Source organism: Brevibacterium sp. 2SA (assembly GCF_005502845.1).
Classification (GTDB): Bacteria; Actinomycetota; Actinomycetes; order Actinomycetales; family Brevibacteriaceae; genus Brevibacterium.
The window spans coordinates 80,087-94,446 of record NZ_SCMW01000005.1; the positions used below are offsets into that span (position 1 = coordinate 80,087).

At 70.0% G+C, this 14,360-nt stretch carries 11 protein-coding genes and 1 tRNA gene; 7 read left to right on the forward strand and 5 right to left on the reverse strand.

Features of this window, described 5'->3' with window-relative positions:
• Window positions 1–87 precede the first annotated feature (87 nt).
• The 4 genes from FFS20_RS03745 to FFS20_RS03760 all read right to left on the reverse strand — a co-directional run bounded on the left by FFS20_RS03745 (window position 88) and on the right by FFS20_RS03760 (window position 4,690).
• Window positions 88–1,923 carry a bifunctional 3'-5' exonuclease/DNA polymerase gene (locus FFS20_RS03745; protein WP_137824586.1) on the reverse strand — a complete coding sequence of 612 codons (1,836 nt, stop codon included), beginning with the start codon at window positions 1,921–1,923 and terminating at the stop codon, window positions 88–90.
• Window positions 1,924–1,958: 35 nt separating this feature from the next.
• Window positions 1,959–3,176: a hypothetical protein gene (locus tag FFS20_RS03750; protein ID WP_137824587.1), complete on the reverse strand. Its 1,218-nt coding sequence runs from the start codon at window positions 3,174–3,176 to the stop codon at window positions 1,959–1,961.
• A gap of 105 nt (window positions 3,177–3,281) precedes the next feature.
• Complete coding sequence (locus FFS20_RS03755; RefSeq protein ID WP_137824629.1) at window positions 3,282–3,791, reverse strand: anthrone oxygenase family protein; 510 nt, start codon at window positions 3,789–3,791, stop codon at window positions 3,282–3,284.
• 17 nt (window positions 3,792–3,808) lie between these two features.
• Window positions 3,809–4,690, reverse strand: a complete 882-nt coding sequence (locus FFS20_RS03760) for an NmrA family NAD(P)-binding protein (RefSeq protein ID WP_137824588.1) — start codon at window positions 4,688–4,690, stop codon at window positions 3,809–3,811.
• Window positions 4,691–4,879: 189 nt separating this feature from the next.
• Between FFS20_RS03760 and FFS20_RS03765 the strand changes: the two genes are divergently transcribed.
• Window positions 4,880–5,986, forward strand: coding sequence for an AraC family transcriptional regulator (locus tag FFS20_RS03765; protein ID WP_249356607.1), 1,107 nt, complete (start codon window positions 4,880–4,882; stop codon window positions 5,984–5,986).
• Here the strand turns inward: FFS20_RS03765 and FFS20_RS03770 are convergent.
• Window positions 5,965–6,051 (reverse strand) — tRNA-Leu (locus FFS20_RS03770). The genes FFS20_RS03765 and FFS20_RS03770 overlap by 22 nt on opposite strands.
• 562 nt (window positions 6,052–6,613) lie before the next feature.
• Here FFS20_RS03770 and FFS20_RS03775 point away from each other — a divergent pair.
• The 6 genes from FFS20_RS03775 to FFS20_RS03800 are packed head-to-tail and all read left to right on the forward strand — an operon-like array spanning window position 6,614 to window position 14,333.
• A complete protein-coding gene (locus FFS20_RS03775) occupies window positions 6,614–7,468 on the forward strand; it encodes a DUF3662 and FHA domain-containing protein (RefSeq protein WP_137824589.1) in 855 nt (284 codons plus the stop codon).
• Window positions 7,465–8,013, forward strand: coding sequence for an FHA domain-containing protein (locus FFS20_RS03780; protein ID WP_137824590.1), 549 nt, complete (start codon window positions 7,465–7,467; stop codon window positions 8,011–8,013). The genes FFS20_RS03775 and FFS20_RS03780 overlap by 4 nt, the downstream gene beginning before the upstream one ends.
• Window positions 8,010–9,464: a PP2C family serine/threonine-protein phosphatase gene (locus FFS20_RS03785; protein WP_137824591.1), complete on the forward strand. Its 1,455-nt coding sequence runs from the start codon at window positions 8,010–8,012 to the stop codon at window positions 9,462–9,464. Before FFS20_RS03780 ends, FFS20_RS03785 begins: the two co-directional genes overlap by 4 nt.
• Window positions 9,464–11,071 carry an FtsW/RodA/SpoVE family cell cycle protein gene (locus tag FFS20_RS03790; RefSeq protein WP_137824592.1) on the forward strand — a complete coding sequence of 536 codons (1,608 nt, stop codon included), beginning with the start codon at window positions 9,464–9,466 and terminating at the stop codon, window positions 11,069–11,071. The genes FFS20_RS03785 and FFS20_RS03790 overlap by 1 nt, the downstream gene beginning before the upstream one ends.
• Window positions 11,068–12,537 carry a penicillin-binding transpeptidase domain-containing protein gene (locus tag FFS20_RS03795; RefSeq protein WP_137824593.1) on the forward strand — a complete coding sequence of 490 codons (1,470 nt, stop codon included), beginning with the start codon at window positions 11,068–11,070 and terminating at the stop codon, window positions 12,535–12,537. Before FFS20_RS03790 ends, FFS20_RS03795 begins: the two co-directional genes overlap by 4 nt.
• Window positions 12,534–14,333 carry a protein kinase gene (locus FFS20_RS03800; RefSeq protein ID WP_137824594.1) on the forward strand — a complete coding sequence of 600 codons (1,800 nt, stop codon included), beginning with the start codon at window positions 12,534–12,536 and terminating at the stop codon, window positions 14,331–14,333. The genes FFS20_RS03795 and FFS20_RS03800 overlap by 4 nt, the downstream gene beginning before the upstream one ends.
• Window positions 14,334–14,360: the final 27 nt, after the last annotated feature.

The following is a 14,360-nucleotide window of genomic DNA, read 5'->3' on the forward strand; positions in this document are numbered from 1 at the left end:
TGTGCAGCGGTGCGGTGCTGATCTGGGGACACCCTACATCGTGTCCCTGACGTGACGATGACCGGCGCCCGGTCACCAGGCGCCTTGTCACTTCGCGGCGGCGCGCTCTCCGATCGTCAGATCGAGCGGGAAGTCGACGGGAGCGTCGCCGAAGAGCAGTCGTCCCGCCGAGGCGGCCGCCTCCCTGATCGCGTCGGCCGCGGCGTCGGCCTGCGCTGCCGGGGCGTGGACGATGACCTCGTCGTGGAGGAAGAAGACGAGGTGGGCACGGCCTTCGAACACCGGTCCGGAGGCGTCGGCCCGCCCCTCGTCGAGCTCGGGGAGGCGCGCGAGGCGCAGACGCAGATCGGCGAGCCACGCGAGCGCCCATTCCGCGGCGGTGCCCTGCACGACGAAGTTGCGGGTGAAGCGCCCCCAGTCCCCTGCGGCGCGTCTGGCCCGGTTCTCATCGGCCGGGGTCGCATCGAACGCATTCGCCTGCGACTGCACCTGCCGCCAGCCGTCACTCGGCGCTGGGGACGACCGCCCCAGCCAGGTGGTGACGATCCCACCGCCGAGCCCCACCTCGGCGGCGGTGTCGACGAGGCGCATCGCCGCAGGGAAGGACGTGCGCAGGCGGGGGACGAGCCGGCCGGCCTCCCCTGTCGTCGACCCGTACATCGCGCCGAGGACGGCGATCTTCGCCTCCTGCCGGGTCGCGACGATCCCCTCGTCGACGAGGCCGGAGTAGAGGTCGCGGCCGCGCCCGGCCTCGGCCATCGCCCGGTCGCCGGACATCGCGGCGAGCGCTCGGGGCTCGAGCTGGGAGACGTCGGCGGAGATGAGGGTCCACCCGCCGTCGGCGCGCAGGGCCGGGCGCAGCTGCCGGGGGATCTGCAGCGCCCCACCGCCGCTGGCTGCCCAGCGCCCGGTGACGACGCCGCCGGGCACGTAGACGGGACGGTAGCGGCCCTCGCTCACCCATTCGGCGAGCCAGTGCCAGCCGTTGGCCGAGAGCAGCCGGGCCATCCTCTTGTAGCGCAACAGCGGTTCGATCGCCGGGTGGTCGGATTCGGCGAGCTCCCACTTCGAGGTCGAGGACACGTTGATCCCGGCGTTGCGCAGGGAGGCGAGCAGGCGGGTCGGGGAATCGAGGTTCGCGCGGGGATCGTCGAGGGCGGCCCGGACCTCCTCGGCGACGGCGAGCATCTTCGCGGGCTTTGCACCCGCAGCCGGTTTCTCGCCGAGGAGGTCCGTGAGTATCCGCTCATGCTCGGTGACGTCCCACGGCACTCCGGCCACGTGCATCTCCGCGGCGACGAGGCCGCCGGCCGATTCCGCGGCGAGCAGGAGACGCAGGCGTCCCGGGTCGGTCGCGGTCGTCAGCGCCGCCTGCTGCCGGGCGAATTCGGCGAGGGCGGCGTCGATGTCATGGGGCACCTCCTTCGGTCGCCCGCGACCGCCGGCGACGTCGAAGAGGGCCTCCGCCTGCCCGACGGCCGGGGCGGTGACGGGTCCCGCATCCCACTCCGTGGCGGCCCGCAGCGCCGTGGGCTCGGTGACGAGTTCGGAGCGGACGAGGATCGCATGAGCGAGCCTGAGGTCGTGGGCGCGGTCGACGCGCACCCCGGCCGCAAGCAGCGCCGGGGACCACTTGGGGGTGTCACTGAGCACCCACCTCGGCGCAGGGGCGGGGGGCGCGCCGAGGCCATCGGGCGATCCGTCGCGACGTTCACGGGCACGATCCTCACGGGCACTGCGTTCACGGGCACGGACGAGGTCGGGAAGGGCCGCCTCGGCGAGGTCGGTTCGGGCGATCTCCGCACCGGACGCGTCGAGGTCGACGACGGTGAGCGTCCCGTCGTCGCCCGGACCCGCGTGTTCGTCGCGGCGCGCGGCACCGATGACGGACCACGCGACCGTCGGCGCGGTCTCACTCGGCATGGGTCAACCCTACTGCGCGCCGCTGACACGGGATCCTATGCGTCGCCAGGGAGGAGCACCGAGGTCCCCGATTCTCCCCCGATGACGATGAGCCCGGATTCGATCCGCAGCTCCGAGTACCCCAGCGGCCAGGTCGCGACCTGTTCGCCGGCGTCGTCGATGAGGACGAGTCCGTCGGGAGTGCCGGGGAAGAGGAGCAGCGAGCCGTCGGCGCTCACACCCTGGAGCATGATGAGGCTGTCGGGCAGCTCGGCGATCTCACCAGAGCGCGTGAAGTCGCTCTGCCGCTCGTCCTGGACGAGGGCGGGCGTCCCGTCGGCGCTCACGCCGACGACGGTGCCGGCCTGCCGGTGGTCGGGCAGGGGGAACGTCACGCCCTCACGGGGGTCCGGGACGAAGGGGTACTGCGAGACGCCCGTCGTGCGGTCGACCTCACGACCGTCGAGGTCGACGAACGCGTATTCGGGGTCGGTCTCCTGGATCTTCTCCACATAACCGTCGCTGGCCCACGTGATCCAGTCAGGCCGGGTGACGGCGGTCGACAGCCTCTCCTCGCCGGATCCGAGGTCGAGAACGATGATCCGCTTCCCCCGCTGGTTCGTCACCCCGAGGAGATCGTCGACGAGGACGGTCACCTCGGAGCCTGCCGCGACGGGACTGCGCCACACCTCGCTCCCCTTCTTCTCACCTGTGCCCATGTCGAGTCCGACAAGATCCTCGTCGCCCGTCCGGACGACGACGCGGGTGCCGGCCCAGGCCACCGGCTGAGCGCTCGCGACCTCGGGTCCCAACCCCAGGGCCTGCCGCTCGGTCCCCGTGGCCGGATCCACGAGGCTCCAGGCGCGCATCCCCGACTGCCACTGGGTCCCGACGACGACCGTCGCCGCGGACGCGGCAGGGACCGACGAATCCGGGTCCCCGGGCAGCAGCGCGCCCTGCCCGCAGGTCGCATCGTCGATCTGCCAGAGGAGCTGGCCGCCGCGCAGCTGTCTGCCCATCACCGTCGAGTCCCCGCCGACCCCGCGCTCGACCTCGATCGCCATGTCCTCGGTCACCGCGCACACCTCGTTCGCCGTCGCGTACTGCGCGACGAACCCGGCCGCGTACGCATCAGTGAGCCACGCGCCCTCATCACCGTGCGGAGTCAGCTGCACCTGCGCCTCGGGCGGCAGGTCCGGATCGTCTGTGCAGGCGGAGAGTGTCAGACCGAGCACGGCGGCGAACGCGATTGCGGCGGAACGGATCGAGGTCATGGAAGCGAATCTATGCCCGGTCTCGAACCCGGGGGTGCTCATCCTGTTCCGGTTCGGCAACAGCCGCGCCCGGAGCGGGGACCCTGCTTCCGGAGCGGGGACCGCTCATCCCAGAGCGAGCGCGGCCGCGAGCGCGAGGACCGACAGCGTCGACATGAGCGTCCGTGCGAGGTTCGCGCGGTTCCACCGGGACTCGAACACCGCGCGCGCCGCCTCCTGCTGCCTGTGTGTGTCGATCGGTGCACGGTCGAGGCCCTGGTTGAGGGGAACATTGACGATGACGGTGATGAGGAAGGAGACCACCGAGGCGGCCGCCGCGACCCACAGCAGCGCCGTCCCCGCCGGTCCTGCTCCGATTCCGAGGCCTCCCGGTGCGACACCGATCCTCAGCGTCCCCGCCACCGCAGCGGCTGCCGCGGTGAGCGGGGCACCGACGAAGACGACAAGGAATGTCGGACGGACGATCACGGCGTTGATCGCCCGGAATCCGCGGACGAACTCCCCGTCGGCGAGTCTCCGGTACGCGGGCGAGATCGCGCAGACGAACGCGAAGAACAGTCCGGCGAGCAGTCCGTTCGTCAGCGCCGCGAGGCCCGCGAGAACACCGATGATCATCACGACACCGGTGATCATCACAGGGCGCCCGTCTCGGAACCGTGCCCGACCAGTCCTGCGATCGTCTCCTCGACCGTCGTCGTCACCGTGATGCTTCGGTCGCCCCGCGGCGCGAGGAGACCCGCGGCGTCGGCACGGTAGAGCTCGGCGAGGCTGTCGGCGACGTGAGGTGCGAACCCGGCCTCGGTGAGCGCGGGCGCCCACGCGGGTTCGGGGACGATCTCGACGGTGAGTGCGCGACCGAGGGCACGTCCGAGTACCTCGGCGACCTCGGACTCCGTGCGGCTCGGCCCGATGATGTCGACGGCCTCGCTCGACGGCGGCGGGGCGAGGAGCGCGCGGGCGGCGATCGCCCCGAGGTCACGGGTCGCGACCATCGGCACGGGCACCTCGGCGGTGGGCGCGAACACGGGGTAGGCGCCGGTCTCCCGGGCGAGGTCGATGACGTCGGAGACCTTCTCCTGGAAGTGCCCCGACCGGAGGGCCGTCAGCGTCGTCACGGTCTCGCCCAGTGCCCGTTCGAGGCGGTGGAGCCCGGTGATCGGGCCGGTGCCCGCGGCGAGGTCGGCGCCTCCCGAGGAGAGCATGACGACGTGGGGGACGCCCGCCTCGGCGACGGCCCCGGCGATCGCGTCGCTGAGCTCATCGGCGTGAGCGTCGAGGTCGGCGGCGCCGAGGTCGAACGGCAGCAGGGCGAAGAACCCTGCGGCCCCGGTCAGGGCGGCCGTCAGCCCCGCGCGGTCGGTGAGGTCGACCGTGGCGGTGTCCGCTCCGGCCTCGCGCCAGGGTGCGGCGTCGGCCTCCCGGCGGACGAGGACGCGGACCTCGACACCGGCGTCGAGGAGGGTGTGGGCAGTGGCGGATCCGACGCGTCCGGTGGCTCCTGCGATGACGTACATGATGGACTCCTTCTCAGCTGGGGCGGCTGATCTGTTGTGGTGGCTGATCTGTCTGCATCTCCGACGCTACGGACGTCATCTCGGACACTCCATGCCCGAGAGGCCGCACTTCTTGCTCGATCGTCCGAACAGACCGGTTGATCGAACCGAGCCCTGGTCGCGGCGAACGCGCTGTGACACGATGCCGACATGATGAGCTCACGGGAGACGCCGGCACCGCGGCGACGATCGCCGGCCGGTCGGACTGTCGAGGCGCCCGGCGGCGAGGACCGGCTGGCCCGGGTGCTCGGCACCCTGCGGATGCGCTCGACGTTCTGCTGCCACGCCGAGTTCGGTGACCCGTGGTCGCTCGAGATGCCGGCGATCGCCGACTCCGTGAGCTTCCACGTCCTCATCGCCGGTTCGTGCTGGCTGCGCCTGCCCGGGGAGGAGCCCGTCGAGCTCGCCGCCGGCGACCTCGCGCTCGTCCCGCACGGGCGCGGTCACGACCTCCTCAGCGATCCGGCGGCCCCGCGCGGACCGCGCGTCGATCTCCTGCCGCAGGACTACCTCGGCGAGAGCTACTCCGTCCTCCGGTACGGGGGCACGGGCCCGACGACGCGGCTGATCTGCGGAGTCGTCGGTTTCGATGATCCGGCCGCCCGGCAGCTCGTCCGCAGCCTGCCGGTGATCCTGCGGGTCAGCGGGGATGAGGCCGGGGTCGCCTCCTCGGTGCGCGACACCCTGCGGCTCATCGCCGCCGAACTCGCGCATCCGCAGCCGGGAGCGGAGACCGTGGCGACGCGGTTGGCCGACGTCCTCGTCGTCCAGGCGATCCGGTCGTGGATGAACTCCGACGCCGAGGCGAGCGCGGGTTGGCTGCGATCCCTGCGGGACGAGCGCATCGGCCGGGTCATCGAGGCCATCCATGACGGCCCCGGTGAGGAGTGGACGCTCGAGCGCCTCGCACGGGTCGCGGGGATGTCGCGGTCCTCATTCAGCGCCCGCTTCACCGATCTCGTCGGCGAGACCCCGATCGCGTACCTCACGCGATGGCGGATGGCCATCGCCCAGTCGCGGCTGCGGGACACCGAGGTCACGGCGGCGAAGCTCGCCGGCGAGCTCGGCTACCGCTCGGAGGCCGCGTTCAACCGCGCGTTCACCCGCCTCGTCGGGACGACCCCGGGCGCGGTGCGGAGGCAGAGCGGGCAGGCGTGGGGCGAGCACGTGCCGGGCGGGCATGCGAAGAGCCCCTCACCTGACCCTGATCGGGCCGGTGAGGGGCTCTCGTCCGCTGGTGCGCGAGGGGGGACTTGAACCCCCACGACCTTGCGATCACTGGCACCTGAAGCCAGCGCGTCTACCAATTCCGCCACTCGCGCGAACAAGAGAAGACTTTATCATCGCCGCGCGGATTTCAAGAAACCCAGAGGGCCCGAGAACCCGCGAAAACAAGCGAAAACAGCCGAAATCGCCGCAGAAACCACCGAAAAGTGGCGACCTTCACACTTTCGCCGCTCTTCCGGCACCGTACCGACCATTCCACCGGCTCGCCTGAGACCCGGTTCAACCACCCCGCCGATGCCCCGCCAGCACCCATCGGCATCGCTCCAGCCACCGCACAGTCGCGGCCCGCTGCCGACACCTTCCCCAGCGCTCTCCCACACCCCACCGCCGCCCTCGGCTCCCCGTCACCGACGGGCTGCTCAACGTGTCCTGCCAGGCTGAACGCACACAGTGAATCCCCGCCGAGGTGCGCCCCGAGATCGCGCAGGACGTGAGATGAGAGCGCCTCCGCGTTAGGATTGGGTGTTGGTGTACCCGAAACGGCGCCTCGCGCCGGATACGGTCACGCCCACGCGAAAGAGCAGTGCAGACCATGTGCCCACGTTCTGGCCGACCGCCCGAACACGAGACAGACGATGCCGAACCGGAGGAGGTGCCATGGGAATTCTCGATCGCTTCGAGAAGGGACTGGAGAACGTCGTCAACGGCGCCTTCGCGAAGGCCTTCCGCTCCCAGGTCGAACCCGTCGAACTCGGCGGGGCCTTGCGTCGCGAAGCCGACAACAAGGCGGCCGTCGTCTCCCGCGGACGCACCCTGACCGCGAACCACTACACGATCGAGCTCTCCCCCGCCGACTTCGAGCGCCTCTCCGGCATCGAGACCGAACTGCGGGCCGATCTCCGGCAGGTCATCGGCGACCACGCGATCGAGCAGGCGTACAGCTTCGTCGGGCCGGTGTCCGTCGACTTCGTCGAAGCCGACGACCTCGACACGGGCATGTACCGCGTCGTCTCGAGCACCCAGCGTCCCGACGGGTCTCCGGCGGCTCAGCCGGCCAACCGCGGCGGCTACGATCCGGTCTCCCGTTCCCACAACATCGTCGAACCGGCCCCGGCGTCGACCTCCCGTCCCGTGCCGCAGCGCCAGGCCGCACCTCGGCGCTCGAGTGAGCCGGCGCGGTCGTCGACTCCGATCCGCCAGGCCGCCCCGGCCCGGCAGCGCACGATCGAGGCGAGCGTCGACATCAACGGACAGACCTACCCCCTGCGTCAGGGCAGCAACGTCTTCGGACGCTCATCGAACAGCTCGGACTTCGTCATCGACGACCCCGGTGTCTCGCGCCGCCACTTCGAGATCGTCGTCGAGGGCGACCATGCCGTCGCCAACGACCTCGGCTCGACGAACGGCACGCTGCTCCACGGACGCAAACTGACCTCCGCCAACCTCAGCAACGGTGATGTGCTCACGGCAGGCGATGCCGATGTGCGCTACACCGAACAGGACTCTCTGTGAGCGAATTCACCGTCACCGTCTTCCGGTTCGCGTTCTTCGTCATCCTCTGGCTCTTCGTCTTCGGGGTGGCAGGCGTGCTCAGGCGGGACATCTTCGGCGCACGGCGCGGACCCCGCAAGGCGAAGAAGAACAAGGCCGCGCGGGGCTCCTCGCGCCAGTCCGCTCCCGCCCAGAACCAGCAGGCTCAGAACCAGCAGGCTCAGAACCGCCAGGCCCAGCCCGCGCCGGTGCCCTCGCGTCCGGCACCCCGGGCGAATCCCGGCTCGATCCGGGTGACCGCCGGTCCGATGGCCGGCACCTCGCTCATCCTCTCCGGGGCGCCCGTGACCTTCGGGCGCGCGCCGGACAACACGATCGTCATCGACGACGACTTCGCCTCGAGCCACCATGCCCGCATCATCGCGAGGAACGGCGCCTGGGTGCTCGAGGACCTCAGCTCGACGAACGGCACGTTCGTCGACGGTTCGCGCATCACCGCCCCGTTCGACCTGGGCATCGGCACTCAGATCACCATCGGACATACGACGTTGGAGACCCAATCGTGACGACCGACGGAACGATCACCCTTCGCTCCGCAGCCCGGTCTCACACCGGGCTCGTGCGCAAGAACAACCAGGACTCCGGGTACGCGGGCCCCAACTTCCTCCTCATCGCCGACGGCATGGGCGGGCACGCCGGCGGTGACGTCGCCTCGGCGATCACCGTCTCCCGCCTCGCCGAACTCGACCGTGAGACCGGAGGCGAGGACGCCCTCGAGATCCTCCGCACCTCGATCCTCGACGCCAACGACCGGATCTGCCGCGGCGTCGCCGAACAGCCCGAACTCGCCGGCATGGGCACGACCGTCACCGCTCTCCTGCGCGCGCCGGGCAACCGCTTCGCGCTCGCGCACATCGGCGACTCCCGCGGATACGTCTACCGCGACGGCGAACTCCACGCCGTCACCCACGACCACACCTTCGTCCAGATGCTCGTCGACGAGGGCCGCATCACCGCCGAGGAAGCCGACACCCACCCCCAGCGCTCCGTCGTCATGAAGGTCCTCGGCGACGTCGGCACGTCCCCTGACCTCGACCTCTCCCTGCGCGAGGCCCACGTCGGCGACCGCTGGCTGCTCTGCTCCGACGGTCTCACCGGGTTCGCCGACATCGGCGACATCACCCGGGTCCTCGCCGAGGTGGCCGACCCCGACGAGGCCTGCCGCCAGCTCATCGACCTCGCTCTGGCCGGGGGCGGAGCCGACAACGTCACCGTCGTCATCGGCGACGTCATCGAGGGCACCGTCGAGACCGCCCAGGGCAAATCCGTGGGCTCCGTCCACCTCAACCCGCAGTACGCGACGATCGGCACCCGCCCCGAGGGCGACGGCACGACCGCTCAGCACGACTTCGCGAACACCGACGTCCCCACCGACACCGTGCCCCTGCAGACCGTGACCGATGCCGGGTCCGGTGATTCCGGGCAGGAACCCACCGCCGAGGTGCCCGCCGGGTCCGTGCGGACGCTGACCGAGGACGACGCCGAGGATGCGGCCGAGTCCGATGAGGACGACGAGCCTGAGGACGTCGAGAAGCGCTCCTACCTCGGGTGGATCATCGCCGCCATCGTCATCATCGCCCTCGCCGTGGCCGGCTTCTTCGCCTACAACTACATCAACAACCACTACTACCTGACGAACGACAACGGCCAGGTCACGCTCTACCGCGGGCTCGACACGACGCTCGGCCCCATCGAGCTCAGCCGCCTCGAGGACACCACCGACATCCAGGTCGACGCGCTCAACAGCTTCTCCCAGGACCGACTGCGCAGCTCGATCCAGGCCGACTCCCGCGAAGAGGCGGACCGGATCATCGACAATCTCCGCCGGGAGGCCGAGAGCGCCGGCACCGTCTCCGGCAACGCCGAGGATGCGACAGCGCCGAGCGATCCGGCCCCCTCCCCGCCCAACGGGCAGAGCGCCGAACCCAGTGACGCGATCACTCAGGAGTCGCAGTGATGTCAGACTCCGTCTCCCAGGCAGCCCGGCCCAGGCCCTACCGCCTGGCCGAGCTCGGGCTCATCATCCTGGCGATCGTCGCCTCGACGAGTGCCTACGCGCTCGTCGGGCTCGGCGTCGACGATGCCATGCCGACCGACATCTACGGGTACATGGCGTGGCTGACGGCTCTCGCCCTCCTCATCCACATCGTCGTGTGGTGGAAGGCGAAGTACGCCGATCCCGTCCTCGTGCCCATCGCCGTCCTCCTCAACGGCCTCGGCCTGGCGATGATCCACCGCGTCGACCTCGGTCGCGTGGAGTTCCTCGACAGCGCCACCCAGCAGCTTATCTGGATGACGCTCGGCGTGGGGCTCGCGATCGCCGTGCTCATCGTCCTCCGCGACCACCGCTGGCTGCGCCGCTACACCTACGTCTCGGGCTTCCTCGCCCTCTTCTTCCTCCTGCTGCCCCTCATCCCGGGCCTCGGCAGGACGATCAACGGCGCCCGCATCTGGATCGGCATCGGACCGCTGTCGTTCCAGCCCGGTGAGATCGCGAAGATCCTCCTCGCGATCTTCTTCGCCGGCTACCTCGTCGCCTACCGCGACCAGCTCGTGCTCGCAGGCCCGAAGATCCTCGGCATCCGCTTCCCCCGGCTGCGCGACTTCGGTCCCATCGTCATCGCATGGATCGCCAGCGTCGGCGTCCTCGTCTTCGAACGCGACCTCGGCACCTCCCTCCTCTTCTTCGGCCTCTTCGTCGCCATGCTCTACGTCGCGACCTCGAAGGTCTCGTGGATCATCATCGGCATGTCCTTCTTCGCCGCCGGCGCCGTCCTCGCGACCCTGCTCTTCTCCCACGTCCAGCAGCGCATCGACGGTTGGCTCAATGCGCTCACCGCTGAGGAGTACAACAAGACGCCGGGCGGGTCCTACCAGCTCGTCCAGGGTCTGTTCGGGATGGCCAACGGCGGTCTCGTCGGCACCGGGCTCGGCGAGGGACGCCCGAACATGGTCCCCTATGCGGAATCCGACTTCATCTACGCGAGCTTCGGCGAGGAGCTCGGCATGGCCGGCCTCTTCGTCATCCTGCTCTGCTACCTCCTCATCTTCGAACGCGGCATCAGGACCGCGCAGAAGCTGCGCGACGGCTTCGGCACCCTGCTCGCCGCGGGGCTCTCGTTCACGATCGCCCTCCAGGTCTTCGTCGTCGTCGGCGGCGTCACCCGCCTCATCCCGCTCACGGGTCTGACCACGCCGTTCCTCGCTCAGGGCGGATCGTCCCTGGTCGCGAACTGGGTGATCATCGCCCTCCTGCTGCGGATGTCGGACAATGCCCGCCGCCCGGTCGACGAATTCCACACCGGCGTCCTCAAGATCACCGAGGACCCCGACTCGACGACCGCCTCGGCGCGCCGCCGGAAGAAGACCGCCGACGACAGCGACCGGACCGACGCTGTACACCGGAACAACCCCAGCGACCGGACCAGCTCCGATGAGTCGCCGACGACGGTCCACGCGACGACTCCCGCCGACGAGGCGGTCACCACGAACCTCAGCACCCGGCGCCCCAGCGGCCCCGACCAGCGCCCGACCGACGAGCCCACCCAGGGAGGAGACCGATGAAGAAGTCGCTCACGCACATCGGAGTCGTCGGCTTCGTCATGTTCGCCCTGCTCTTCGGCTCGACGAGCTGGGTGCAGTTCGTCACCGCCGACTCCCTCAACGCCAACCCGCTCAACAACCGGCAGATCCTCGATCAGCTCTCCCGCGACCGGGGACCGATCCTCGTCGACGGCACGCCGATCGCCTACTCCGAACCCGTCGACGACCGCTACCGGTTCCAGCGCCAGTACGGCTCGGACGGCCTCGACCCCCGCGCGTACGCGTCGATGACCGGGTACTACTCGATCGTCTCCGGTGCCTCGGGCATGGAGCGCGCCGCCGGTGACTACCTCTCCGGTGACTCCGACGCCCTCTTCTACGACAAGGTCGGCAGCTTCTTCACCGGGGAGCAGCCGCGCGGTGCCGCGGTCGAGCTCACCGTCGACCCCGACGTCCAGCAGGCGGCCTGGGACGGTCTCGGCAACCAGACCGGCGCGGCGGTCGCACTCGACCCGAAGACCGGGAAGATCCTCGCGATGGCCTCGACGCCGGGCTGGGACCCCAACCCGATCGCCAGCCACAACCCCGACGAGGCGCGCGCGGCGTTCGAGCAGCTCAACAACGACCCGGAGAACCCGGCCTACAACCGCGCGATCGGCGGCAACCTCTACCCGCCCGGCTCGACCTTCAAGGTCCTCGTCGCGGCCGCCGCCCTCGAATCGGGCGACTACACGCCGGATTCGCGGCTCAACGGCCCGGCCACCCTCGATCTGCCGCAGACAACGGCGACGATCAGCAACTCGCACGCCGGGGCCTGCCGCAGCGGCGGTCGCCCCACCCTTGCGGAGTCGCTCGCCGAATCGTGCAACACGTCCTTCGCCTCCCTCGGCATGGATCTCGGAGAGGACGCGATCGCCGAGCAGGCCGCGAAGTTCGGCTTCGGCCAGGACCTCTCGATCCCGCTCACCGTGACCCCCTCGACGTTCCCCTCCGACCTCAACCCGCCGCAGCTCGCGCAGTCCTCGCTCGGCCAGTTCGAGGTCCGCTCGACGCCGATGCAGATGGCGATGATGACCGCGGGCATCGCCAACGACGGCAAGATGATGAAGCCGGAGCTCGTCAACCGCGTGCTCAACGCGAACACCCTCGAGCCGATCACGGAGACGAGGCCGACAGAGCTCTCGCGTCCCGTCTCCGGGCAGACGGCCGAAGAGCTCAACACGATGATGCAGGGCGTCGTCACCGACGGCACCGCCTCGGTGGCGCAGATCCCCGGCGTCCAGGTCGCGGCGAAGACGGGAACCGCCCAGCACGCGCAGGGCGCGGCCCCGCACGCGTGGTTCATCTCCTTCGCCCCCGCCGACGACCCGCAGATCGCGGTCGCGGTCGTCGTCGAGAACGGCGGCAACGCCGGCAATGAAGCTTACGGTGCGACGGTCGCAGGACCGATCGCCAAGGACATGATGGAAGCGGTGGTCGACAAATGAGGCCGAGCGAAGGCACTCAGCTGGGGAACCGGTACACCCTGACCTCGCGGATCGCCGTGGGCGGCATGGGCGAGGTGTGGAAGGGCGTCGACTCCGTGCTCGGACGCGAAGTCGCCGCGAAGATCCTCAAGGACGAATACCTCTCGGACTCGACGTTCCTCGCCCGCTTCCGCGCCGAGGCGCAGAACATGGGCCGCGTCTCCGATCCCGGCATCGCCGGCGTCTACGACTACGGCGACGAGGACGGTTCGCCCTACCTCGTCATGGAGTACGTGCCCGGCGAACCCCTGTCGACGATCATCGAACGCAGCGCCCCCCTGTCCGAGGAGGACACGCTGAGCATCGTCGCGCAGGCCGCGCAGGCGCTCGGCGCCGCCCACAAGGTCGGTGTCGTCCACCGCGACATCAAGCCCGGCAACATCCTCATGACCCCGGACTTCCGGGTCAAGATCACCGACTTCGGCATCGCCCGGGTCACCGACCAGGCGCCGCTGACGAAGACCGGTCAGGTCATGGGCACCGCCCAGTACCTCGCCCCCGAACAGGCCACCGGCAAGGGCTCGGGTCCCGGATCCGACCTCTACGCGCTCGGCATCATCGCCTACGAGGCCCTCGCCGGCCAGCGTCCCTTCACCGGGGACTCGCAGGTCGCGATCGCGATCGCCCAGGTCAACCAGCAGCACCCGCCGCTGCCGGACACGGTCTCCGAGCCGATGCGCCGGTTCGTCGACTCCCTGCTCGAGAAGAAGCCCGAACGTCGACCCGACGACGCGATGGCCGTGGCCAAGGCCGCCGAGGCGCTGGCCGTGGGCAACGTCGCCGCCGCCGAGGCCGCGCTGCCGCAGATGCGCCACGGCAATGCCGCGTCCGAGGCGCTCACGCAGGTCTTCAACGACCCCGACCCGGTGCCCTCGACGCAGGTCATGCCGACCACCTCGAGCAACGATGCGACCCGCGTCTACAGTGCCGATCAGCAGCCCGGCTACGGGCCGCCCGCGGGAACCGGCTACAACCAGGCCGTCGCCGCAGGCGACCCGAACGATCCCAACGGCACCGACGACGAGCTGGAGAAGAAGCAGTCGAAGAAGGGGAGGATCCTCATCTGGATCCTCGCGATCCTCGCGCTCATCGCCGTCGGGTCCCTCCTCTGGTACTTCCTCGGGCAGAACGGCGAGGAGCCGGCTCCCGCTCCGTCGACGAGTGCGACGACCTCGCAGGCGCCGCAGGAGATCGAGATCGACCCGAATGACTACATCGGCCAGTCCGAGTCCTCGGCGACGCAGAACCTCGAACGTCAGGGCCTCCAGGTCGACACTCAGACGGTCGACTCGAACCGGTCTGAGGGCACCGTCGCCGATGTCGGCGAGGCCGACGGCGGCGGCTACACGTTCCAAGAGGGCGACACCGTCACCCTCTACATCTCCTCAGGACCGGCCGAGGAGCCGGCACCCGAGCCGACGCGGACCTCGCGGCCGAGCGAACCGAGCAGCGACTCCGGGTCGAATTCGGGCTCGGGCAACGGGTCGGACTCGGGCTCGTCGTCCGACTCCGGGTCGAATTCGGGATCCTCGTCGACCTCGGACAGCGGGTCGTCGTCGAGCTCCGACAACGGGTCCTCTTCGGATTCGAACTCCGGTTCGTCCTCGGAGTCGGGCTCGGAGAGCGGATCGTCAGCGAATTCCGACAACGGAGCGAGCTCGAATCCCGGGTCGAACCCGAACGGCGGAGCGAACTCCAACGGCAACAACGGAAACGGCACGAACGCGACCACGGACTCCAGCGGAGACGAGGGTTAGCCGCCGAGGCGACTGGGACATGGGACG

Excerpts from the sequence above, each read along its gene's own strand:
- FFS20_RS03745 (WP_137824586.1), bottom strand. The coding sequence starts at position 1,923 with ATGCCGAGTGAGACCGCGCCGACGGTCGCGTGGTCCGTCATCGGTGCC.
- FFS20_RS03750 (WP_137824587.1), bottom strand. The coding sequence starts at position 3,176 with ATGACCTCGATCCGTTCCGCCGCAATCGCGTTCGCCGCCGTGCTCGGT.
- FFS20_RS03755 (WP_137824629.1), bottom strand. The coding sequence starts at position 3,791 with ATGATCATCGGTGTTCTCGCGGGCCTCGCGGCGCTGACGAACGGACTG.
- FFS20_RS03760 (WP_137824588.1), bottom strand. The coding sequence starts at position 4,690 with ATGTACGTCATCGCAGGAGCCACCGGACGCGTCGGATCCGCCACTGCC.
- FFS20_RS03765 (WP_249356607.1), top strand. The coding sequence starts at position 4,880 with ATGATGAGCTCACGGGAGACGCCGGCACCGCGGCGACGATCGCCGGCC.
- FFS20_RS03775 (WP_137824589.1), top strand. The coding sequence starts at position 6,614 with ATGGGAATTCTCGATCGCTTCGAGAAGGGACTGGAGAACGTCGTCAAC.
- FFS20_RS03790 (WP_137824592.1), top strand. The coding sequence starts at position 9,464 with ATGTCAGACTCCGTCTCCCAGGCAGCCCGGCCCAGGCCCTACCGCCTG.
- FFS20_RS03795 (WP_137824593.1), top strand. The coding sequence starts at position 11,068 with ATGAAGAAGTCGCTCACGCACATCGGAGTCGTCGGCTTCGTCATGTTC.
- FFS20_RS03800 (WP_137824594.1), top strand. The coding sequence starts at position 12,534 with ATGAGGCCGAGCGAAGGCACTCAGCTGGGGAACCGGTACACCCTGACC.